17 protein-coding genes and 1 CRISPR repeat array are annotated in these 22,714 nt (G+C 33.8%); of the genes, 10 read left to right on the top strand and 7 right to left on the bottom strand.

From position 1 onward, the window contains the following. Positions 1 to 60: 60 nt before the first annotated feature. The 4 genes from radA to cas2 all read left to right on the top strand — a co-directional run bounded on the left by radA (position 61) and on the right by cas2 (position 7,040). A complete protein-coding gene (gene radA / locus ACZ5CF_RS03760; protein ID WP_464580474.1) occupies positions 61 to 1,422 on the top strand; it encodes a DNA repair protein RadA in 1,362 nt (453 codons plus the stop codon). 197 nt (positions 1,423 to 1,619) lie between these two features. Continuing rightward, on the top strand, positions 1,620 to 5,753 hold the full coding sequence (gene cas9, locus ACZ5CF_RS03755; RefSeq protein WP_464580472.1) for a type II CRISPR RNA-guided endonuclease Cas9: 4,134 nt from the start codon (positions 1,620 to 1,622) through the stop codon (positions 5,751 to 5,753). 3 nt (positions 5,754 to 5,756) lie between these two features. Continuing rightward, positions 5,757 to 6,653 carry a type II CRISPR-associated endonuclease Cas1 gene (gene cas1 / locus ACZ5CF_RS03750; RefSeq protein ID WP_464580471.1) on the top strand — a complete coding sequence of 299 codons (897 nt, stop codon included), beginning with the start codon at positions 5,757 to 5,759 and terminating at the stop codon, positions 6,651 to 6,653. A gap of 39 nt (positions 6,654 to 6,692) precedes the next feature. Then, complete coding sequence (gene cas2, locus ACZ5CF_RS03745; RefSeq protein ID WP_464580470.1) at positions 6,693 to 7,040, top strand: CRISPR-associated endonuclease Cas2; 348 nt, start codon at positions 6,693 to 6,695, stop codon at positions 7,038 to 7,040. 107 nt (positions 7,041 to 7,147) lie between these two features. Continuing rightward, positions 7,148 to 8,560: direct repeats of the CRISPR family, unit length 46 nt; unit sequence CCTGTGAATCCTCCTTAAAATTAAAGAACTGAAAGCAATTCACAAC. 420 nt (positions 8,561 to 8,980) lie between these two features. Here the strand turns inward: cas2 and ACZ5CF_RS03740 are convergent. The 3 genes from ACZ5CF_RS03740 to ACZ5CF_RS03730 form a co-directional block, all read right to left on the bottom strand. Next, positions 8,981 to 10,018, bottom strand: coding sequence for an NADP(H)-dependent aldo-keto reductase (locus ACZ5CF_RS03740; RefSeq protein WP_464580828.1), 1,038 nt, complete (start codon positions 10,016 to 10,018; stop codon positions 8,981 to 8,983). Positions 10,019 to 10,080: 62 nt separating this feature from the next. Next, positions 10,081 to 11,037 carry an OmpA/MotB family protein gene (locus ACZ5CF_RS03735; RefSeq protein WP_464580469.1) on the bottom strand — a complete coding sequence of 319 codons (957 nt, stop codon included), beginning with the start codon at positions 11,035 to 11,037 and terminating at the stop codon, positions 10,081 to 10,083. 15 nt (positions 11,038 to 11,052) lie between these two features. Further along, entirely contained in the window at positions 11,053 to 11,817 is a 765-nt protein-coding gene (locus ACZ5CF_RS03730; RefSeq protein ID WP_464580467.1) for an exodeoxyribonuclease III, read from the bottom strand. 112 nt (positions 11,818 to 11,929) lie between these two features. Between ACZ5CF_RS03730 and ACZ5CF_RS03725 the strand changes: the two genes are divergently transcribed. From ACZ5CF_RS03725 to ACZ5CF_RS03715, 3 genes are all read left to right on the top strand, one after another. Further along, positions 11,930 to 12,448: a hypothetical protein gene (locus tag ACZ5CF_RS03725; protein WP_464580466.1), complete on the top strand. Its 519-nt coding sequence runs from the start codon at positions 11,930 to 11,932 to the stop codon at positions 12,446 to 12,448. A gap of 135 nt (positions 12,449 to 12,583) precedes the next feature. Then, the gene (locus ACZ5CF_RS03720; RefSeq protein WP_464580465.1) at positions 12,584 to 14,308 is read left to right on the top strand and encodes a hypothetical protein; all 1,725 of its coding nucleotides are present in this window, start codon (positions 12,584 to 12,586) and stop codon (positions 14,306 to 14,308) included. A gap of 4 nt (positions 14,309 to 14,312) precedes the next feature. Then, positions 14,313 to 14,867: a hypothetical protein gene (locus ACZ5CF_RS03715; protein ID WP_464580464.1), complete on the top strand. Its 555-nt coding sequence runs from the start codon at positions 14,313 to 14,315 to the stop codon at positions 14,865 to 14,867. Between the two features lie 135 nt (positions 14,868 to 15,002). On the opposite strand, the gene ACZ5CF_RS03710 is transcribed toward ACZ5CF_RS03715, so the two are convergent. Both ACZ5CF_RS03710 and ACZ5CF_RS03705 read right to left on the bottom strand, forming a co-directional pair. Then, the gene (locus tag ACZ5CF_RS03710; RefSeq protein ID WP_464580463.1) at positions 15,003 to 16,544 is read right to left on the bottom strand and encodes a glycine--tRNA ligase; all 1,542 of its coding nucleotides are present in this window, start codon (positions 16,542 to 16,544) and stop codon (positions 15,003 to 15,005) included. 36 nt (positions 16,545 to 16,580) lie between these two features. Further along, entirely contained in the window at positions 16,581 to 17,483 is a 903-nt protein-coding gene (locus ACZ5CF_RS03705) for a hypothetical protein (RefSeq protein WP_464580462.1), read from the bottom strand. A gap of 120 nt (positions 17,484 to 17,603) precedes the next feature. On the opposite strand from ACZ5CF_RS03705, the gene ACZ5CF_RS03700 reads away from it, so the two are divergent. Together ACZ5CF_RS03700 and ACZ5CF_RS03695 are read left to right on the top strand one after the other, a co-directional pair. After that, on the top strand, positions 17,604 to 18,224 hold the full coding sequence (locus tag ACZ5CF_RS03700) for a ComF family protein (protein ID WP_464580461.1): 621 nt from the start codon (positions 17,604 to 17,606) through the stop codon (positions 18,222 to 18,224). 53 nt (positions 18,225 to 18,277) lie between these two features. Then, positions 18,278 to 19,888, top strand: a complete 1,611-nt coding sequence (locus tag ACZ5CF_RS03695; protein ID WP_464580460.1) for an Ig-like domain-containing protein — start codon at positions 18,278 to 18,280, stop codon at positions 19,886 to 19,888. Here ACZ5CF_RS03695 and ACZ5CF_RS03690 read toward each other — a convergent pair. Beyond that, complete coding sequence (locus ACZ5CF_RS03690; RefSeq protein WP_464580459.1) at positions 19,872 to 20,654, bottom strand: amidohydrolase; 783 nt, start codon at positions 20,652 to 20,654, stop codon at positions 19,872 to 19,874. The two genes, ACZ5CF_RS03695 and ACZ5CF_RS03690, sit on opposite strands and share 17 nt — an antisense overlap. Before the next feature lie 82 nt (positions 20,655 to 20,736). Here ACZ5CF_RS03690 and ACZ5CF_RS03685 point away from each other — a divergent pair, with 82 nt between their 5' ends. After that, positions 20,737 to 21,342 (top strand): DinB family protein, encoded by a 606-nt coding sequence (locus ACZ5CF_RS03685; RefSeq protein ID WP_464580457.1) that lies wholly within the window; start codon positions 20,737 to 20,739, stop codon positions 21,340 to 21,342. Here the strand turns inward: ACZ5CF_RS03685 and ACZ5CF_RS03680 are convergent, their stop codons facing one another. Further along, on the bottom strand, positions 21,343 to 22,713 hold the full coding sequence (locus ACZ5CF_RS03680; RefSeq protein WP_464580456.1) for a DUF5689 domain-containing protein: 1,371 nt from the start codon (positions 22,711 to 22,713) through the stop codon (positions 21,343 to 21,345). Position 22,714 lies beyond the last annotated feature (1 nt).

The raw sequence follows: 22,714 nt of genomic DNA, 5'->3' as shown, positions 1-22,714 counted from the left end.
CTTAAAAAAGTCTAAAAACACTTTGTATTTTTAAGCCTTGTAACAATCAAGGCTTTTTTTATGGCTAAAACCAAAACAGCATATTTTTGTCAGAATTGCGGTTCTCAATATCCTAAATGGCAAGGGCAATGCAGTGCTTGCAAATCATGGAATACCATTGTAGAAGAAGTAATACAAAAAGAAGATAAACGCTCCTGGAAAACAAGTCCGGACATAAAAAAAACCGTTGCCAAACCCCTTACACTTGCCGAAATAAAAACCGAAAACGAAAACCGGTTAGACACCAAAAATCAAGAGTTTAATAGAGTTTTAGGAGGTGGTTTGGTGCCCGGATCGCTTACCTTGCTTGGTGGAGAACCGGGCATTGGCAAAAGTACCTTATTGTTACAAATAGCATTACAATTACCTTATAGAGTGTTGTATGTTTCGGGTGAAGAGAGTCAGAAGCAAATAAAAATGCGGGCTAACAGAATAAATCCTAACAATACTAATTGCTACATTTTAACCGAAACCAAAACGCAACATATATTTCAGCAGATAGAACATATAAACCCCGAAATTGTAATTATAGATTCTATACAAACCCTTCATACAGATTACATAGAGTCGTCTCCCGGAAGTATATCGCAAATTAGAGAGACAACAGCAGAGCTTATAAAATTTGCTAAAGAAAGTAATACTCCTGTACTACTAATTGGCCATATTACCAAAGATGGTACCATTGCAGGCCCTAAAATATTAGAGCACATGGTAGATACTGTGCTGCAATTTGAGGGCGATAGAAACTATGTGTACCGAATTTTAAGAGCCTTAAAAAACCGTTTTGGTTCTACTGCAGAATTAGGCATTTACGAAATGCAAGGTAACGGACTGCGAGAAGTTACCAACCCCAGCGAAGTTTTACTTTCTAAAAATGCAGAGCCCCTTAGTGGTACTGCTATTGCAGCTACTATAGAAGGTATGCGTCCATTGCTTATAGAAATTCAGGCTTTGGTTAGCAGTGCTGTATATGGCACACCACAACGTAGTGCTACCGGCTACAATGTAAAACGCTTAAATATGCTTTTGGCTGTTTTAGAAAAAAGAGCCGGTTTTAAATTAGGTGCTAAAGATGTGTTTTTAAATATTACCGGTGGTATTAGAGTAGATGACCCTGCTATAGATTTAGCCGTTATTGCAGCCATACTTTCTAGTAATGCTGATATAGCTATTGATAAAACTATTTGTTGTGCTGCAGAAGTAGGCTTAGCCGGAGAAATACGCCCTGTACAACGCATAGACCAACGTATTTTAGAAGCCGAAAAATTAGGCTTTAGCACTATAATTGTATCTAAACACAATACTATTACCTTAAAAAACCCAAAAATTACAATTAAAACCGTTGCTAAAATAGAAGATGTAGTACGCGCTTTGTTTGGGTAACTGTTGTTTTTTCTTTCAATTTATTTAAAAGTTATTTTGCAAAAAAGTAAGATAATAGTAAATTTATGCGTAAGTTAATTTTTGATTTGTGTTTTTAAAAATAAATCCCACGGAGTACGCAGGATTAAGAAATATCTTCGGCTTATAGCCTTGTTGTGAATTGTCTCACAGTTCTTATTACAAATATATAAAAAATTATGAATAAAATATTAGGTATAGATTTAGGAACAAATTCAATTGGAATGACCCTAAGAAACGGTGATTTCTTTGAGTGGTATGGCGTATATACTTTTAGAAAAGGAGTGGGCGAGGGTAAAACAGGTGAGTTTTCACTTGCAGCAGAACGTACAAAGAATAGATCTTCTCGTAGGTTATATAATGCGAGACGATATAGAAAGTGGGAAACCTTAAAAGTTTTAATTGAAAATGATTTTTGCCCTTTACCAATAGAAAAGTTAAATAAGTGGAAAAATTATCAAAAGGGTTTGGGTAGAGTTTTTCCCGTAAATGATGAGGCTTTTCAACAGTGGATAAAACTTGATTTTAATGGTGATGGTAAACCCGATTATTCAAGCCCGTATCAGTTGCGTAGGGAGTTAATAAAAGAAAACTTTAATTTAAGTAACAAATCTGATCGCCACAAAATAGGTAGAGCTTTATACCACATAGCTCAACGCCGTGGGTTTAAAAGCAGCCGAAAGATTGGTGCAAATGAAAAAACTGCTGTTTATAAAGGAAGTAAGGAAACAGGTACCATCAGGAGGAATGATTATGAGAATTTAATTTTAGAACATGGTAGTCTCGGGGCTGCCTTTGCACATTTAGAAGATAATGGCATAAGAATAAGAAACCGATACACATTACGGTCAGACTATTTAAACGAAGTAAATAAAATACTTGATTTTCAAGGCGTAAAAACAGATTTAAAAGAGCAGGTTGTAAAAGCCATTTTCTTTCAACGCCCCTTACGTTCACAAAAAGGGTTGGTTGGTAAGTGCACTATGGAACCAAACAAACCACGTTGCCCAATTAGCCATCCTAAATTTGAACTATACAGAGCTTGGTCTTTTGTAAACAACATAAAGTATAGAACAAATAAAGAAGGAAAATTTCAACCTCTTCCCTTGTCTCTTAAACAGGAGATTGTGAATGAAAAACTCTTTATAAAATCCAATAAAACTACCTTTAGTGCCATTAGAAATTTCATAAATAAGGGGGAAAGAAAAAATTGGGAACTCAATTATTCCAAAAAAATGGATAAGATGACCGTTTCTACTTGTCCTGTATCTGCTCATTTAAAGGCAGCCTTTGGAAGCAATTGGGAAAATGTCTGTATTAAGTCCTCCAGAATTGACAAAAAGGGTAATTCTTATGATGTGACCTACACAATTGAAGATATATGGCATATTGCATTTTCTTTTGAAGATGAAGAGTACTATGAGGAGTTTTTAATCAAACAATTACTTCTTGAAGATTATCAAATTGACCAATTAAAAAAATTATGGAACGCTCTACCAACAGGTTATGCTAATTTAAGCTTAAAGGCTATAAACAATATTTTGCCATTTCTTGAGGAAGGTGTAATTTATAGCGAGGCAATTTTATTAGCAAAAATTCCTAACATAATTGGTCAAGAGCTTTATGAAGACCATAAAGAAGGTATTTTAGAAGCGTTGCAATATGAAATAGAAAAAAACAAACATTCTAAAACTATTGTCAATATAACCAATGCACTAATAGCAGACTACAAGGCTCTTGATAACGAGAATAAATTTGGCTATAAAGATGTTAGTTATAAATTAGACGATATTGACAAGAAAGATATCCTAAATGCATGTGAAAATCACTTTGGCACAAACAATTGGCTTAAGCTTGATGGCAAAAAACAAAGCATAATAATTAATCAAGTGGCTGAAAAATATCAAGAATTCTTTTCTACTACTAAACGAGACTATTTTAAACAACCAAAATTGGTTTCTCACATTCAAGTGTATTTGAAAAAAGAATTTAATGTCTCACAAGAGAATGTAGAAAAATTATATCATCCATCAATGATTGATATCTACCCAAATTCTGAAGACCAAGAATTCTTAAAATCGCCAAAAACTCGAGCCTTTAAAAACCCCATGGCCTACAAGACTTTGCACAAGTTAAGGCATGTGATAAATTACCTAATAGAAAAAGGTCTAATTGATAGAGAAACAAGAATTGTTTTAGAGGTTGCAAGAGAATTAAATGATAAAAATAAAAGAGCTGCAATAGAAGATTATCAAAGAATCCGAGAGCGTGAAAATTTAGAATTTGGCATTGCAATTTCGGAACTTATAAAAGACCCTGATTTTAATGGTTCAGCCAATCCTGAAAGTAAAAAAGATAAGGAAAAGTTTAGGCTTTGGGCAGAACAAATAGAGAATAACGATGAAGTATTGAAAAAAATTTTAGCTTCTAATGATGCGATAAAAAAATACAGATTATGGAAAGAACAAAAATGTGTGTGTTTGTATACAGGAAAAATAATCAAATTAACTGATTTATTCAACGATAATATTATTGATTTTGAGCACACTATCCCCAGAAGCAAATCATTCGATAATTCATTAGCTAACCTTACAGTATGTTATGCAGATTATAACAGAAATATCAAAAAAAATAGAATTCCAACAGAACTTCCCAATTATAAAGAAGAGTCTCATGGTTATAGCGCAATTGAGCCTCGCTTAAAAGAATGGAAAAGCAAAGTAGAGAGCCTCTACAACCAAATACAAACTCAAATAAAAAAATCAAAAAATGCAACAGATAAAGATGCAAAGGACAATGCTATTAGAAAAAGGCATCTTTTACAAATGGAGTACGATTATTGGAAAAATAAAGTAGATAGGTTTACAAGAGAAGACACCCCTTCCGGCTTTAAGAATAGCCAATTAATTGACACACAACTTATTTCAAAATATGCTTATCATTATTTAAAAACTGTGTTTAATCAAGTAGATACTATTAAGGGGAGTATAACTTCAGAGTTTAGAAAGATTTATGGTATTCAACCAAAATATGAATCAAAAGATCGTAATAAACATTCTCATCATGCCATAGATGCAGCTGTTTTAACCTTATTACCAACAAGTGCTAAACGCAAAGAGATTTTAGAAAAAGCGTACAAATATGAAGAAGCAAACCCCAAAAAACAATATCACGAAAAACCTTTTGATGGTTTTAACTACTCAATGATTACGAATATAGAAAAGGAGATTTTAATAAATAACATTAAAGATCAAGATAGAACACTAACCCCTGCCAAAAAAATAGTTAGAAAAAGAGGAAAGATTGAATATTTAAGAGATAAACAAGGTAATTACATAAGGGATAAAAATGGAAACAGAGTTCCTAAAATATCTACTGGCGACTCAGTAAGGGGAAAGTTACACAAAGAAACATTTTATGGGAAAATTAAGGTTGCTGCTAAAGATGAAAAAGGTTCTTTATTAAGAAATGAAAAAGGTGAAATTCTATATGCTAAAGACGGTAAAGGGAACGATGTTTATAAAATGGTTGAGCGTAAACCTATAGAAGATGTAAACTTCAATAAAGACCATGTAATTGATGAGTATCTTGCTGAGCACTTAAAAAAACAACTTGAATCAGGGATCAAGCAAAACGAATTAAAAGATTTTCAGGGTAAAATTGTTAGACGTTTACGATGTGAAGTCAAATCTGGTAGAGGATCTATGAATCCCGATAATGTTACTGTTGTTAAGAAGCAAACCTATGAGTCTAATAAAGAGTATAAAAATTATTACTACACAGATTCTGGTGACAACTATGTGTTTGGCCTTTATGAAAATGAGAATGGCAGAAAAATAGTTTCTATAAACACGTTAGAAGCGGCACGATTCTCTTTAAATCAGAATAAAGACTCTCTTAGAGATATTTTTAAAGTAAAGGAACCCGTTTTAATTGGAAGAGGAAAAAAAGCTAAAGAAGGAAAACTTGTACATATTTTTATGCCTGGTCAAAAAGTTTTGTTCTTTTTTGAAAACAAAAATGAGCTAAAAGAGTTAGACAAGGCTCAGCTTTCCAAGCGTCTTTATCATATAAAAAGACTTCATCAACCTGAAAATGGAAACATTTTGTTAGAATATCACCTTGAGTCAAGAAGCAATGAAGAATTATCAAAAGTATATGGGACAAAGGGTAGAAATGGTTTCTCAATTAATGACTTATCAGAAGATTTTTCACCGCCAAAAATTTTATTTACCCCTACTAAAAATATCTTTATTATAGAAGATAAAGATTTCGAAATGAAATTAGATGGTAGTATTGCCTGGAAATTTTAAGCAATGATAAAACGCACCCTTTTTTTTGGTAATCCGGCTTACTTGCATACCAAAAATGAGCAGCTGGTGGTAAGCTTTCCGGATGGTTCTAAAAAAGACACCCACATACCCATAGAAGATATTGGGTATGTGGTGTTAGAGCATCCACAAATTACCATCACAAACGGCCTGTTAATGAAACTGGTGCAACATAAAGCAGCCGTTATTACTTGCGACAGGCAGCATTTACCATGCTCTTTACTACAGCCTTTGGTTGGGCATACAGAGCAAACCGAGCGTTTTAGGTATCAATTAAATGCCAGCATCCCGTTAAAAAAGAATTTATGGCAACAAACTGTAGTAGCTAAAATAGAAAACCAAGCCCAACATTTATTGCTGCGAGGCAAAAACGCACTAAAACTTAAACGATGGGCTAAACAGGTTAAAAGTGCCGATGCTCAAAACCACGAAGCCATTGCAGCTGCCTATTATTTTCAACACATTTTTAATATTCCGGAGTTTAGCAGAAATCAAAAAGGTATTCCGCCCAACAACCTGCTTAATTATGGATACGCTATTTTACGAGCCATAACGGCTCGGGCTCTGATAAGTAGTGGTTTACTACCAAGCGTTGGTATTTACCATCACAACAAATACAACCCGTATTGTTTAGCTGATGATATTATGGAGCCCTATCGCGTATTTGTAGATGCTTTGGTTTATGAAATTGTAGAAACCGGTTGTGCCATAAATGAGCTCACTACAAGTTTAAAAGCACAATTATTAACCATCCCGGCTTTAGATGTGGTTATAGATGGTAAGCTAAGCCCACTTATGAATGCCATGAGCCGTACCACCAACAGTTTGTTTGAATGTTTTATGGGGAGTAGTCGTAAAATACTATACCCAAAGTTAAAATAACATATTCAATATAGCAGCAATATTATATAGCTCTGTTATATGAACGATTATTTATTTTCAAGACTTAACCAATACCGTAGCATGTGGGTATTAGTTTTTTTTGATTTACCTACCGAAACCAAAGCAGAGCGTAAAGCAGCTGCAAAATTTAGAAAAAGTTTGTTAGACGATGGCTTTGCTATGTTTCAGTTTAGTATTTATGTACGCCACTGCCCCAGCAGAGAAAATGCTGCTGTACACATTAAACGCACTAAAAATGCATTACCTAAAAAAGGAAAAGTGGGTATTATGCAAATAACCGATAAACAGTTTGGAATGATTGAATTATTTTTCGGTCAAAAAGAAGTCCCTCCAGAACCGCCATCACAACAATTAGAGCTTTTTTAAATAAAAAAACTAAACGTTACACCCCTAATTTCTGCTAGAAAAAGGTTCTTTTTATATTTCTAACAACACACATAAAAAACAGGATACCAGCCTATTACAGCAAGTATCCTGTGAATCCTCCTTAAAATTAAAGAACTGAAAGCAATTCACAACTCCTGAAATGGATGGTCTAAAGCAAGATTGCCTGTGAATCCTCCTTAAAATTAAAGAACTGAAAGCAATTCACAACTCATATCTCCATTAGCTCTAATAAGCCTGTCCTGTGAATCCTCCTTAAAATTAAAGAACTGAAAGCAATTCACAACCTATTTCTATGTCAGCGTTTAATGGGTCGTCCTGTGAATCCTCCTTAAAATTAAAGAACTGAAAGCAATTCACAACCATTTGTATTGTTGAAACGATCATTGACAACCTGTGAATCCTCCTTAAAATTAAAGAACTGAAAGCAATTCACAACAACCTATAATAATTAATAATATATATAATCCTGTGAATCCTCCTTAAAATTAAAGAACTGAAAGCAATTCACAACTAAATCTCACAACTGCCCCCGCAAATGGTGCCTGTGAATCCTCCTTAAAATTAAAGAACTGAAAGCAATTCACAACCTATTTCTATGTCAGCGTTTAATGGGTCGTCCTGTGAATCCTCCTTAAAATTAAAGAACTGAAAGCAATTCACAACTATTGGTTTTTTGAAGGCGTAACAGTATCACCTGTGAATCCTCCTTAAAATTAAAGAACTGAAAGCAATTCACAACCTTTTTCTTCACAAAGATTTCTAAGGTAATCCTGTGAATCCTCCTTAAAATTAAAGAACTGAAAGCAATTCACAACAATACGGTAGTTTTGTTATACTCTTTTTTACCTGTGAATCCTCCTTAAAATTAAAGAACTGAAAGCAATTCACAACTAACTATTGGTGCTGCCATTTTTATCTACTCCTGTGAATCCTCCTTAAAATTAAAGAACTGAAAGCAATTCACAACAAGTATCAATATCATCACGTTCATGCCCCACCTGTGAATCCTCCTTAAAATTAAAGAACTGAAAGCAATTCACAACAAGCTATAAGACTACCATTCAAGGTGTTAACCTGTGAATCCTCCTTAAAATTAAAGAACTGAAAGCAATTCACAACTTCCGTAACGAAGCAAAATTCAATTTAGCTCCTGTGAATCCTCCTTAAAATTAAAGAACTGAAAGCAATTCACAACCTGCGCTTTTCACAATATGGTATGTGTCAACCTGTGAATCCTCCTTAAAATTAAAGAACTGAAAGCAATTCACAACCTTTTGGTTATGCACCTAATTTTTTGTTGGCCTGTGAATCCTCCTTAAAATTAAAGAACTGAAAGCAATTCACAACGGTTGAACAACACGGCAAGCACGGGGATGACCTGTGAATCCTCCTTAAAATTAAAGAACTGAAAGCAATTCACAACATTTGCGATGTGAAAAAACAACAAAAAGTACCTGTGAATCCTCCTTAAAATTAAAGAACTGAAAGCAATTCACAACTCTTTTAACAGTCTTCTTTGTTCCTCAACACCTGTGAATCCTCCTTAAAATTAAAGAACTGACACCTAAATCCCTTAACCTTTAAATAAGCTTCCACACAGCTCGTAATACATACTGCTTGCCAATAGCACCAACTCAGTCTCGAGGTGCAGCGTAGCTAAAGCAATTAAAAATTTGCTCTAAATAGTTTTAAAATTACATTTAAAAATTAAGGCTCACAACGTAGCTTTAAGAAAGGGCAAAAAAATAAAAAAGTCAAAAACACTTTCCAAAGGATCACTAGGATTGCCTTCCGTCGGGGAAAATGCTTTGACTTCTACCCGCAAATATAAAAAATAACAACCTTTAAATCAAATAATTATAGTTGTTCTTGCTTTTGCGGTTTGCTTTAAAAACCTGTGTTACTATAAACTACTCTATTTAAGGCGCCGGATTAGGGATTGCCTCATGTATAGCTTCTATTTTTTGTAAAACCTCATCAGATAATGTTACTGCTATACTGTCTATGTTTTCTTTTAACTGCTCTAAGTTTGTTGCGCCAATTATATTACTGGTAACAAAAGGCTGTTGGTTAATAAATGCCAGTGCCATTTGCGCCAAACTCATATTGTACTCTTTGGCTAAATTATAATATGCCTCTGTTGCTTTGGTTGCTTGCTCGTTACTATATCTTGAAAAATTAGGAAACAGTGTTACTCTGGCTTTTTCCGGTTTTTTGCCCCCTAAATACTTACCACTAAGCACTCCAAAACCAAGTGGCGAGTAAGCTAATAAACCAACATTTTCTCGCATAGAGATTTCTGCACAACCTACTTCGTACAATCTGTTTAGTAATGAATACGGATTCTGAACGGTAATTACTCGTGGTAAGTTATGTTTTTTGCTTTCTTCTAGAAAACGCATAATCCCCCAAGGTGTCTCGTTAGATAGCCCTATGTAACGAATTTTACCACTTTTAACTAATTCTGCTAAGGCTTGCAACACTTGGTGAATATTGTCTTCCCACGCATCGTTTGGGTTGTGTTTATACCCACGCTGACCAAAAAAATTTGCTTTACGCTCCGGCCAATGCAATTGGTATAAATCTATATAATCTGTTTGCAATCTTTTTAAACTACCATTTACAGCTTCTTGTATAGCTTTAGGGCTAAATCCGGTGGTTCTAATATGTTTGGTATAATCTCCGGGACCCGCTATTTTGGTAGCTAATATTACTTTATCTCTATTGCCGGTTTTCTTAAACCAATTACCTATAATAGTTTCTGTAACAGCATAAAGCTCCGGAATGGCCGGAACCGGATAGAGCTCTGCTGTATCAAAAAAATTAATTCCTCTATCTATTGCATAGTCCATTTGTGCATGACCCTCGGCTTCTGTATTTTGCCTTCCCCAGGTCATAGTTCCTAAGCAAATTTTACTTACTTGTAATTCTGTATTGGGTAATGTTGTATACTTCATCATAATAAAAAACCTCGTTTTATGGTAAAAAAGAGGTCAAAAATACAATTTTTTAAATGGGTTTACATTTGATTGAGAAGCTTAGTGATTTCGTCAAGTTTTGGCGTTAAAATAATCTCTATTCTTCGGTTTTTTGCTCGACCTTCGGCTGTAGTATTTGTAGCAACAGGTGCATACTCACTTCGTCCGGCTGCTGTTAAGTTTTTAGGATTAATATTAGGATTTTCTCTAAGTATATTTACAATAGCCGTTGCTCGTTTAACCGATAAATCCCAATTGTTTTGCAACGCGCCACTACCCTTATATGGTACGTTATCTGTATGTCCTTCTATAAGCACTGCTATATCTGGGTTTTGTGCCAATACATTTCCTAGTTGTTGCACGGCACGCCTTCCTTCACTGCCAACAGCCCAGCTCCCGGACTCAAACAACAATTTGTTTTCCATAGACACATATACTTTGCCATCACGTTGCTCTACAGTAAGCCCCTTACCTTCAAAATCAAGCAAAGCTTTAGAGATAGCTTCTTTTAATTGGGTCATGGCTGCATCTTTCGCTGCTATTAACGCTTCTAGCTCATCAACCCGTTTAGATCTTGAGGCTAATTGTTTTTGTAAGGCTTCTAAACGTGCATTTTCTTGTGCTAATTTCCGTTCTTTTTCTTCTAACTGTGCTAAGAGCTCTCGGTTTTTTTGTGCGTTTTCAGCGATGGCTGCACTGCTGTTTTTTTCTAAGGCATCGTATGATGCTTGTAGGTTTTTAAGATTGTTTGAAGCTGCCTGATATTCTTGTCGTAATTTATCGCGTTCTGCTACTGCTTCTTCATATTTTTTTTGAAGCGATTGTAACTGATTTTCTAATGCATTTTTTGCTGCAGTAAGCTCCTGATTTTGATCTGATAACTGATTACGTTCTGCTTTTACGTTTGCATATTTCTCTTCTAACTCTTTATATACTTTAGACGATACACAAGAGCCTAAAACTGCTACTATTGCAAGGCTCAAAAACAACTTTTTCATGGTTTTTTATTGTATTTAGTGTTCTACTTCTACTAAAATCGGACAGTGGTCTGAGTGTTTTGCTTCGGGCAAGATAACAGACCGTTTTAATTTTTCTTGTAGTGGTTTACTAACCATATGATAATCTAATCGCCAACCCTTATTATTAGCTCTGGCATTAGCCCTATAACTCCACCAAGTGTAGTTATGTGGTTCTTTATTAAAATGCCTAAAGCTATCTATAAAGCCGCTATCTATAAAATTGCCAATCCATTCGCGTTCTACCGGTAAAAAACCAGAAACGTTTGCATTCCTAATAGGATCATGAATATCTATTGCTTTATGACAAATGTTGTAATCTCCTGAGATTATTAGATTGGGCTTTTCTTGTTTTAAATTGTTAACGTATTCCTGAAAATCTGCCATGTATTGTAATTTATGCTCTAAGCGTGCAATATTTGTTCCAGAAGGTAAGTACAAACTCATAACAGAAAGGCCATTAAAATCGGCTCTTATGTTACGCCCTTCTTCATCCATATAATCAATTCCTGTACCATACACCACATTATCGGGTTCTATTTTAGATAAAATTGCTACCCCGCTATAACCTTTTCTTTCAGCACTAAACCAAAAATTATACGTGTATCCGGCTTTTTCAAACAACCGTAAATCTAACTGATCTTTTTGTGCTTTTATTTCTTGTAAACAAATTACATCTGGGTTTACAAGCTGTAGCCAATCTAAAAACCCTTTGTTTATTGCAGCGCGAATTCCATTTACGTTATACGATATAATTTTCATCTAAAAAAATTTAGGTCTAAAAATACATATAACCCTTTATTATGTTGTTAAAGCTGCTATAATTTTTGTTTTGGAATGATAATTGGTACTACACTAACTAAAGTTAAACACCATGAAAACTAAACTGTTAGCGCTTTGTATTTTATGTACAATTGTACTAAAAAGTAATGCTCAAGATTATTATAAAAACAACGAACTTAAATTTAATATTGGTTGGTTTTTAGCTGATGCAACTGCAGAATTTTCTTTTGAACATTTTTTAAATGATGAAGCCAGTTTAGGTGCTACTATTTATTACGATGCTCAAAGCACAGATAGATTAGGTAAGTTTGGAATTGGCCCCAATATTAGAGCCTATTTTAGCCCTGTTCCCAGAGCCGGATTTTTTATTGAAGGTTTTGCTTTATATTATACCGGCGATGAAGAAATAATTGCCGAAGAATCCAACTTTAATTTTACTAATAACTTTAGCACTTTTGCTTTGGGCGCCGGTGTTGGACATAAATGGACGACCTTTAGCGAGCAGTTTACTGTAGAGCTAAATGCTGGCATTGGCAGAAATATAAACCCCGAAGAATTTCAGGATGATTTTATACTAAGAGCCGCACTTGCCGTTGGTTTTAGGTTTTAAAATAAAAAAGCATTTTTACTACTTAATTATAGTAAGAAACATTTCTTTTTATCGAATTTTAAGTATTTTATAAAATAAATTCTATGTCTTAATGACATCTAAATACTACAATAATTTATTTTATAAAAGTTTGAAATGAAAAAATTCTTACTATTAATTTTAAGGCTTACGTTTTCTCTTTTGTTTGTTTTATTACTCGGTTGTGAAAATAATATTGATGCTATTGTTGTTGACCCCCCTGTAGATGTAAATTCTAAATTTACAGTTCCTTCAGTAGCCGATGCCAAAAAGCATTTAGAAAGAACTAATAATTTTAAAAATCCTTTTGATAAAAGTGACCTTCTATCAAAAAACAAAGAAAGTGATTTTTACATAGATTGGAGCGCTTCAAAAGTTAAGCAGTTTAAATTTCAAGATTCTTTAAGCATATTATATACCCCTGTAAATCAGAAAATAAAAGGTAAAAGAGTGAAGTCTTTAGTGGCTTCTATTGTAAATGAAGGAGAGGTAGAATCTTACTTATATACACTTTTATATAAATCAACATCTACTAATGATGCTTTCTCTGGAGCTATAGCAAAATTTAATATAAATGGTACTCTTTCTGATGTATATCTTTATAATGATGGAGAGATGACTAAACGATTTGTTGCAGATGAGATTTCTGCAACTGCAAGTTGTGATCCTACTTGGGAAGATATATTAGCAGACATTGAATATTTAATGGAAATGGGGGGTGGATCTATGGTTTATTTAGACTGTGTAACAGTAACCGCACCTGCTTTAGAGCCTGAATACAGTGGAGGTAGTTCTTGGCACAACCCCGATTTTGGTTTGCCGTCAATTTATATACCAGGAAATTTTGGAAGTTCTGGAGGTGGTGGAAATGGCGGTAATTATAATGCCCCCTTCCCTAACAATAATACTGATTCATCTCCAGTTACTAATGATTTGTTATGGTGGCAACAAGAAATGGCTGAGGTTTTAAGTAGTCTATGTGGTGTTCCTCTCACTCAAGCACAAACCCAATATGTAAACGATCCTAATAATGCTGATACTTTATTCGAAATTTTAACTTTTTTAAACTCAAACAGTTTAAATGGAAGTCCCTCTCTTGAAGCTTCTAATTTTGCTTTAGCTAGCATTGATGCTTTGGCAAATGGTGGTGAGGTAGATACCATTAAAAAAATTATTTACGACAATTCAGTTCCACAATGCCTAAAAATTATCATGGAAAATCTAAAGAATAAATCAACTAAAATAAATTTAGTTCCTGACCTGCCTATAGATGTAAATCTATCATCTTTTGTGTTAAATTTATTCGAAAATAATTCCTATCATAATCTAAAGGTTCAGGTAGCTCCCCTGCCAAATGGTTTAAATGCTAGTACAACCCCTTCTTCTATCGGAGGAGGAATATTTTTGTATACAATAACTATTAGTGATTCCTATTTAAATAATGCAACCGATTTGGCTGTAGCAAGGACATTAATACATGAATCTGTACACGCTTATTTGAGCTACAATTTCCAAGCCAATCCTTTTTCAAGTTTATCAATTACTTTAAACAATTTATTAAGTCAAAATAGTTATAATACGAATCTCTCTCAGCACCAAATCATGGTAGATTTTGTAAAAGCAATGGCTTATTCTTTACAAACATGGCATAATAACAAGCTAGGTGAGTTAAATTATTATAATTATCTTTCATGGTCTGGAGATATGCTGAATACTCCAGCGTTTAATAATTTATCAAATTCTTTTCAAACTAATGTAAGAAATGCTAATATTGCTGAGGGGCAAGCTGGTTCTGGTAATGGTTCTACTTCGGCTGCAAAAGGACATAACAATTGTAAATAAAAAAATGAAGAAGGCAATAATAATTACTTTTATAACAATTATATCTCTTTGCTCAAATCTGTTTTCACAATCTAATAGAGTAAAAGATAACGAAAATCATATAGTTGAAATAATAAACACTATTTTAAAGCAAAAAAACACAAAGGTATACTTATATAGTCATTTTATAGACTTTAAAGGAATACATGCTTTTTTGTCTAATCCTAAATTATTGGATGAGCTGTATGGCCATTGTATGAAAAAAAGTAGGAAAATAACTTTTGAAAATTATATTTCTAATAATAGAAATGATTTTATCAAAGAAATAGAAAAAAGAAAAGAAAATGTTCCTCTAAGTAAATTGAAAAAAAAACTATTAAAAGATATTAAACTAGTTGAAGATTATTCTAGCGTAAAACACCAAAATCTTATAAAAGTAAGCGCTCCTTTTATTATTGAGGATATATGTATTTTATATTTACAGACTAAAAACGAAGAACTTATCTTGGTATTAGAAAGAGATGGTAAGATTTGGAAAACTGTTTGCGTAAAATATCTTTTTTTTACCATAGATAATTGACAGTTAAAAGACCCCTCATACAACTATTATATTTATTATATATTTATACTAAGAGCCGCACTTGCCGTTGGCTTTAAGTTTTAAAATAAAAAAGTCGGTTTCACAACCGACTTTCATTTTAGTATATCATTTAAATTATACCTTTTTCAACCAATTTCGCATATCTACCTCATCTAAAATAATATTCCTAACCGCATTTATAGCTACGCGCTTTTGTTCCATGGTATCTCTGTGGCGTATGGTTACAGTATTATCTTCTAAGGTTTGATGATCTACTGTAACACAAAACGGTGTCCCTGCTGCATCTTGACGTCTGTAACGGCGCCCAACGGCATCTTTTTCATCATACGCAACAGCCATATCCCATTTTAACTCTTCTACTAATTTTTTAGCTATTTCCGGCAGACCATCTTTTTTAACTAATGGTAAAACAGCCACTTTTGTTGGCGCTAACACAGCCGGTAGCTTTAATACGGTTCTGGTAGTGCCGTTCTCTAACTCTTCTTCTTGTAAAGCATGCGAGAATACCGCCAAGAACATTCTGTCTAAACCAATAGAAGTTTCTATAACGTATGGCACATAACTCTCGTTAGCTTCCGGATCAAAATATTGAAGTTTTTTATTTGAGAATTTTTCGTGTTGCGATAAATCAAAATCTGTTCTGGAATGAATTCCTTCAAGCTCTTTAAATCCAAACGGAAATTTAAACTCTATATCGCATGCTGCATCTGCATAGTGAGCTAATTTCTCGTGATCATGATAACGATAATTATCTTCTCCCATACCAAGAGAAAGGTGCCATTTAAGGCGTGTTTCTTTCCACTGCTCATACCATTCTTTTTGGGTGCCCGGTTTTACAAAAAACTGCATCTCCATTTGTTCAAACTCACGCATTCTAAAAATAAACTGTCTGGCAACAATTTCATTTCTGAATGCTTTTCCGGTTTGAGCAATCCCAAAAGGTATTTTCATACGACCGGTTTTTTGCACGTTTAAAAAATTAACAAAGATTCCTTGTGCAGTTTCCGGACGCAAATACAAATCCATGGCGCTTTCTGCCGAAGCTCCTAATTTGGTGCCAAACATTAGGTTAAATTGCTTAACGTCTGTCCAGTTTTTAGAACCGGTTTCAGGGTCTGCAATTCCAAGCTCTTCTATTAATGCTTTTACATCGGCTAAATCTTCGTTTTCTAAAGATCTGGCCATTCGTTTTAAAATAGCGTCTGCTTGTTCTTTATATTTTAATACTCTGGGATTTGTACTTACAAATTGCTCTTTATTAAAAGCATCGCCAAATCGTTTAGCTGCTTTGGTAATTTCTTTCTCTATTTTAGCTTCAATTTTGGCAACATAGTCTTCTATAAGCACATCGGCTCTATAGCGCTTTTTAGAGTCTTTATTATCAATTAAGGGGTCGTTAAAAGCATCTACGTGCCCGGAAGCCTTCCAGGTAGTTGGGTGCATAAATATTGCCGCATCTATTCCCACTATATTTTCGTGCAGCTGCACCATGGCTTTCCACCAATATTCTCGAATATTGTTTTTAAGCTCAACACCATTTTGAGCGTAATCATAAACTGCACTCAATCCGTCGTAAATCTCACTAGAAGGGAATACATACCCGTATTCTTTTGCATGTGCAACAACCTTCTTAAATTGATCGTCTTGTTTTGCCATGGCGCAAAAATAGAATTTTTACCAGCAATTAGGTAATTATTTAAGCTCAAATGAAGTAGTTGCAATTACTTTGTTAGCATACGATATTTGAATGCGATACATTCCTGCATCTAATTGGCCTTCTGGGACCGAAATAAAATCGCAAACCGGTAGCTCTCTACCCTGATAAAGTACAATAGTTTTTTTGCTGTATTTTTTAAGTCCTTGTGTTAATAAGGCAGATAGGTTAGGAATAATATTGCCTTGCGGGTCTAGAAACTCTAAATAAAATGCTTTTTCTCCGGTTGCCACCAAAGTGTTGGCAGCAATAGTAAAACAGGCCCTAAGACGCTGTACTTTACTTGCGTTTGATGTTTCTATTATATTACCGTTAGCTCTGAGTTTGAAAGCTGTGCCGTTTAGTTGGGTTAGCTCTAAAACTGATGCTTCTTTAAGTAATTGTTGTTGTTTTTGTTTTTCTAAACGTTCTTCTTCTTGTAGTTTATCGCTTAGCACAACAACACTATCGGCTAAGTTCTCTATGGTGCTTTGGGCTACGCCAATTTCTTGTTTAAACAGTGTATTGTTTTTTTTGAGGGAATCAACCAAATCTCTAAGCATTTTATTCTCTTTCTTAAGAGCAATAACTTGATTTTTGTAGGCAAACATTTGGTTGGCTGCCACCTTTATCCTGGAGATAGAATCTAGAAGTACTTCTATGCGCTCTTCTAACCGTTGAATTTCTTTAGAATATTGCTCGTTTTCTCTGCTTAAAGCGGTGAAACTTCTTTGCATATCTTCGAGCTCTGTAAGAATTAACTCTCTTTCGTTGGCCAGTTTATCAAGCTCATTTCTAACTTCTCTATTATTAAAGTAAAATATAGCCGCAAGTGCTAAAATTGCAACCAATAGAATACCTATAACAATCTTAAGATCGGACTGCTTATTTTGACTGTCCATTTAAATTAGTTAGCTTTAAAATCTGTAATCCCAGTGAAAGTGTCCCTCAAAGGAATAAAGATAATAAATGACATACATACAATCCTATTTCCAAGGGTATGTTTTGGATGTAATGCAACCATGGTTAATAATGAACGATATTTATGTACTGTTTGTCGACATAAACTACCGTTAACTAACTTTCATCGAGTTCAAGAAAACCCTATTGAAAAGATTTTTTACGGAAGAGTACCTGTTAAAGCCGCAACTAGTTTTCTTTTCTTCGAAAAAAACGGTATTGTTCAAGAACTTATTCACCAATTAAAGTATAGAAATCAAGAAGAAATTGGTGCTTTTTTAGGAGATTGGATGGGACCTGAGCTAAGTGAGCATCCTTTTTTTAATACTATAGATGTTGTTATTCCGGTACCTTTACACAAAAACAAGTTTAAAAAAAGAGGGTATAACCAAGTTACTTTATTTGCTAAACATTTAGCAAAGCACCTAAATGCAACTTATGTAAATAATGTATTGCTAAAAACATCTAAAACTAAAACTCAAACCTTAAAAAACAGGCTTTCACGCTGGCTAAACACACAAGAAGTTTATGAATTAAGTAGTGCTGTAAAGCTGGAAAATAAACATATTTTATTGGTAGACGATATTATTACTACAGGCGCAACTTTAGAGTCTTGCGCCACAACAGTTTTACAAGCTAAAAATTGTACAATTAGCATTGCTACAATGGCTTACACAAAGTAATTTCTATGTTAGTAAAAATAGTTGTTTCTTTGCTTATATTTTAGCGTTAGAGTATGCAACGATTGTTAAGTTTTCTTTTTAGTTTTTGTTTAATTATAGCTTTAGTTAATTGTGCAAAAAGAGGCACTCCGGGAGGTGGGCCTAAAGATGAAACTCCGCCTAAAATGGTTCGTGCCATCCCCGAAAACTATGCAACAAATTTTAACGAAAAAAAAATTAGAATTTATTTTGATGAATACGTAAAGCTTAAAGATTTACAAAAGCAATTAATTATATCTCCGCCTTTAAAAAATCCTCCTATAATTACACCACAAACAGGAGCTTCTAAATTTATTGAAATAAAACTAACTGATACTCTTAAACAAAACACTACATATGTTTTTAACTTTGGGCAAAGTATAGTTGATAACAATGAAAACAATCCGTTTAACTTCTTTAAATATGTATTTTCTACCGGCAACTATATTGATTCGTTAACTGTTACCGGAAAAGTTGAAGATGCCCTTTCTTACTCGCCACCCAACTTTGTAAGTGTAATGCTTTATAGTGTAGACTCTACCTATACAGATTCTATTATTTATAAAAATGTGCCAACGTATATAACTAATACTTTAGATAGCATAAATAAACCGTTTACTATTACTAATGTAAAAGCCGGAACTTACAGGCTTGTAGCCGTTAAAGACAAAAACAGTGATAATTTATATAACCCGAAAGATGATAAAATTGCGTTTGTTGATACGCTTATTAATGTACCCTCAGGCAATTTTTATACATTAAAATTATTTAAAGAAATTCCTGATTTTAAACCTATTAGACCAACACAAGCTGCTAAAAATAGAATAATTTTTGGGTATGAAGGTAAACCAGATAGTGTTACAATTACACTACATAACCAAACCACGGATTCTTTTAAATATGCTGTTTTAAAAGATAGAGAAAAAGACACACTACATTATTGGTTTACACCATTAGAAACAGATTCACTAATTTTTACTGTTGCTTACAACAAACAAGTAGATACTTTTAATATTAAAACTAGAGAACTTAGTGTAGATTCTTTAGCTTTAAAAAGCTCTCATACCGGTACAATTGCTCCTTTAGACACCTTAGCTTTACAAGCAAATACACCTTTAGTTTCTGCAGATTCTACCAAAATTTCTGTAGTAAATTCAGATTCTATTGCTGTGCCGTTTAATACAATTCTCCAAAAAAATAAAAATCAATTAGAAATCCCTTTTACAACTATTCCGGAACAAAAATATAGCATAACCATTTTACCGGGTGCTGTTACAGATTTGTTCGGAAATTCTAATGACTCTTTATCTTTTTACATTACCACAAAGAGTTTAGCCGATTATGGCAACTTGCGTTTAGTACTGCAAAACAATAACACCTACCCTATAATTGTGCAATTAACACAAAAAGATGGTACTGTAGTACAGCAAAAGCGAGCAACACAAAACGAAACGGTTTTTGAATTTAAACACTTAACTCCTGGCAATTACCGAGTTAGAATTATTTTTGATACCAATAATAATGGCATATGGGATTCGGGTAATTTTTTAAAAAATATACAGCCCGAGCGTGTGTTGCACTACCCTAAAGAATTAGATGTAAGAGCTAATTGGGAGTTAGAAGAGACCTTTATATTACAAGAGTAAAAGTGTCTCTGTCTGCCAAAAATTGAAAACGCTCTCTATTATTTTTTATTTCTGATTTATTAAGAGTAGTGTAAAGCACCTCTGTAGCAGTAGAAAACACTAACTGTTCTCCTAAAACATCATATGCTGCAGAATGCCCCGAATAATGTATGTTATTCTGGTCTGAACCTACTCTATTTACGCCCAAACAATAACACATGTTTTCTATAGCTCTAGCCTTAAGTAATGTATCCCATGCCATAATACGTTGCTTTGGCCAATTTGCTACGTATAGTAACACATCGTAATCTTCTACATTTCTAGACCACACAGGAAAACGTAAATCATAACAAATTTGAGTACAAATTGTCCACCCTTTGTAGTTTACTATTTTCTTTTCTGTTCCTGCAGCATAAACTTTGTGCTCACCGGCAAGCGTAAATGTATGTCGTTTATCATAATAATCAACCGCTCCGGAAGGGTGCACAAAAAGTAATCTGTTAAAAAACTTATCATTGTCCTTAATAACAATACTTCCGGTTATTGCTGCTTGTTTTTGGGCTGCCATATCTTGCATCCATTTAATTGTAGGGCCATCCATGGTTTCAAAAACCTTATCAGGATTCATGGTAAAACCGGTAGTAAACATTTCTGGAAGTACAATCAAATCAGTAGTAGCGTCTATATTTTTAATTAACTTGCTAAAATAATTTCTATTAGCTTCCGGATTTTCCCATATAAGTTCTGCCTGTACCAAGGCTACAGATAGTTCTGGCAACACTGTCATAACTAAAAATTATTTTTACTGTTTTTGTTATTCTTTACTAAATATAACGACAAATTTGCGTAAACCATAAAACTCAATATAAATGAAAAAATTATTAGTATTTGTAATTGCTTTAGGCTTAGCCAGTTTTGGTTTAATACCATCTAAATTATCTAAAACCGACAGAGAATTAGCACTATCTGAATTAAAAAAATCTAAATCGTTGTTAGTTGAAGCTACCAAAGGTTTATCTGATGCTCAATTAAACTTTAAAAGCAGTCCGGAGTCATGGTCTATTGCAGAGTGTGTAGAGCATTTAGCCATCTCTGAGGAAAACATATTTGGAATGCTTGAAAAAGCCATACAAGAACCGGCAAACCCTGAAAAACAAAGCGAAGTAAAAGTTTCTGACGAGCAATTATTAAACATGATTGCCGACAGAAGCCAGAAAGTTAAAACTTCTAAACCCTTTGAGCCTACCGGAAAATACGGCTCATTTAAAGAAACCCTCGATGCATTTTTAGCTAAGAGAAAACAAAACATGAAATTTGTTAAGAAAACCAATGTAAATTTAAGACATCATTACGGTCAGTTACCTTTTGGTACTATAGATGGCGTACAAATTTTATTGTTTATGAGTGCTCATACAGAGCGTCATACAGCTCAAATTTTAGAAATTAAAGCTCACGAAAGCTTTCCAAAACAGTAACTAATTTCTTGCTCCCGGTGTAAAATCATCGGGAGCATTTTGTGGTGCATTTGCTGTGCCACTTTCTCCGGTATCATTACTAATTATCCACTCAGAAAAAGTAAAAATGCTATTGGCTGTATTTATGGTGCTTTTTCTTAGCGCCCTACCGTCTTCGAATTCGTGATTAGTCCCTGAGCCATCTTCTCCTATAACTCCAAATGTATCTATTACCGTTCCAAACGGATCTATAAGTTGTAGGTTGTCGTCTCCGTTAGAGTCTGCAGGGCTATTAGTAGAAACAGCCATATCCGGCAAAAAACCATATGTAGCCTCAAAAACCGACGCGTTGGGCGATATTACCAAGGTGCTTTGTGGTTGAATGATAAATTCACTCAAATCTATAGTAGAACTAACCGTAGTATTAGCGTTTGTATACCTAACTAATTGCCAATTTTTTAAGTTTAAAGCCTCAGTTCCTGCATTATATAGCTCAACAAAGCGAGCTCCTGAGTTGTTATTTGGATCTGCTATTTCTGATATAAATATATTGGTTGATGTAAATTCTGTAGGTTTTACAGGACATCTGCTATTGGTAAAATTAACATCGTTTAAGGTTCTAATTCTAATTTGATATTTGTTGTTGTTTTTTACCAAAATACCTGTTACTGTACCATTGTTATTTGGTAATATATTCTCTTGAAATGTAGCATAACCACTGGTAAGTAATTGTATTGTACTACCTGAGCAATCAACCATTGTCCTGGTTGTTTCTGTTTGCTTGTTGGCAAAAGATTTATTTAAGTCTGATTCTGAAAACTCCAAACTGTCTATGGTAATTAAAGTATTCAATAAAGCATCAGAAAGAGTATTAATTGTTGTTTTTTTAGGCTCTACAGCTTGTTTATTATTACAGGTTAATTGAACTTTATTCTGGACTGTTCTGGCCGGAATTCTACCAATGGTTGTATTGCCAAAAGAGGTAAAAGCGCTTCCTATTTTATAGCTATCGTTTTGTTTACCTAAGTAAAGTCCGTTTAAATTAATACTTACTTTTTGGTTTTCAGGATACACCACATGACTATCAAAAACATCAATAGAAATTAAAACTCCTGTTGTAGGATTCTTTGTAGTGTTTTGAAGTATTAATTCTCCAAAAAAATTATCTTGTTTATCCGAAGAAATCACATAGCCTTCTATAGTATAATCTGATGTGATTTTTAAAACCTCATCATTATACATTGCAAATAAATCCTCAAAAGTAATTTGGTTATTTGATTCTACACAAAGTAAAGTAGGCTCTTTAAAATTTGAGTTTACACAAGAGTAATATACTGTGAAAACTACAAGTGCAATTGTTGCCTTTGTTAAAAATTTATTGCCTATAATCATA

The organism is Lutaonella thermophila, assembly GCF_055387725.1.
This window is presented reverse-complemented; position numbering and strand designations above follow the sequence as displayed.

Excerpts from the sequence above, each read along its gene's own strand:
- ACZ5CF_RS03700 (WP_464580461.1), top strand. The coding sequence starts at position 17,604 with ATGGTTAATAATGAACGATATTTATGTACTGTTTGTCGACATAAACTA.
- ACZ5CF_RS03735 (WP_464580469.1), bottom strand. The coding sequence starts at position 11,037 with ATGAAAAAGTTGTTTTTGAGCCTTGCAATAGTAGCAGTTTTAGGCTCT.
- ACZ5CF_RS03680 (WP_464580456.1), bottom strand. The coding sequence starts at position 22,713 with ATGATTATAGGCAATAAATTTTTAACAAAGGCAACAATTGCACTTGTA.
- cas2 (WP_464580470.1), top strand. The coding sequence starts at position 6,693 with ATGAACGATTATTTATTTTCAAGACTTAACCAATACCGTAGCATGTGG.
- ACZ5CF_RS03730 (WP_464580467.1), bottom strand. The coding sequence starts at position 11,817 with ATGAAAATTATATCGTATAACGTAAATGGAATTCGCGCTGCAATAAAC.
- cas9 (WP_464580472.1), top strand. The coding sequence starts at position 1,620 with ATGAATAAAATATTAGGTATAGATTTAGGAACAAATTCAATTGGAATG.
- ACZ5CF_RS03695 (WP_464580460.1), top strand. The coding sequence starts at position 18,278 with ATGCAACGATTGTTAAGTTTTCTTTTTAGTTTTTGTTTAATTATAGCT.
- cas1 (WP_464580471.1), top strand. The coding sequence starts at position 5,757 with ATGATAAAACGCACCCTTTTTTTTGGTAATCCGGCTTACTTGCATACC.
- ACZ5CF_RS03725 (WP_464580466.1), top strand. The coding sequence starts at position 11,930 with ATGAAAACTAAACTGTTAGCGCTTTGTATTTTATGTACAATTGTACTA.
- ACZ5CF_RS03710 (WP_464580463.1), bottom strand. The coding sequence starts at position 16,544 with ATGGCAAAACAAGACGATCAATTTAAGAAGGTTGTTGCACATGCAAAA.
- ACZ5CF_RS03740 (WP_464580828.1), bottom strand. The coding sequence starts at position 10,018 with ATGAAGTATACAACATTACCCAATACAGAATTACAAGTAAGTAAAATT.
- radA (WP_464580474.1), top strand. The coding sequence starts at position 61 with ATGGCTAAAACCAAAACAGCATATTTTTGTCAGAATTGCGGTTCTCAA.
- ACZ5CF_RS03715 (WP_464580464.1), top strand. The coding sequence starts at position 14,313 with ATGAAGAAGGCAATAATAATTACTTTTATAACAATTATATCTCTTTGC.
- ACZ5CF_RS03690 (WP_464580459.1), bottom strand. The coding sequence starts at position 20,654 with ATGACAGTGTTGCCAGAACTATCTGTAGCCTTGGTACAGGCAGAACTT.
- ACZ5CF_RS03705 (WP_464580462.1), bottom strand. The coding sequence starts at position 17,483 with ATGGACAGTCAAAATAAGCAGTCCGATCTTAAGATTGTTATAGGTATT.
- ACZ5CF_RS03685 (WP_464580457.1), top strand. The coding sequence starts at position 20,737 with ATGAAAAAATTATTAGTATTTGTAATTGCTTTAGGCTTAGCCAGTTTT.
- ACZ5CF_RS03720 (WP_464580465.1), top strand. The coding sequence starts at position 12,584 with ATGAAAAAATTCTTACTATTAATTTTAAGGCTTACGTTTTCTCTTTTG.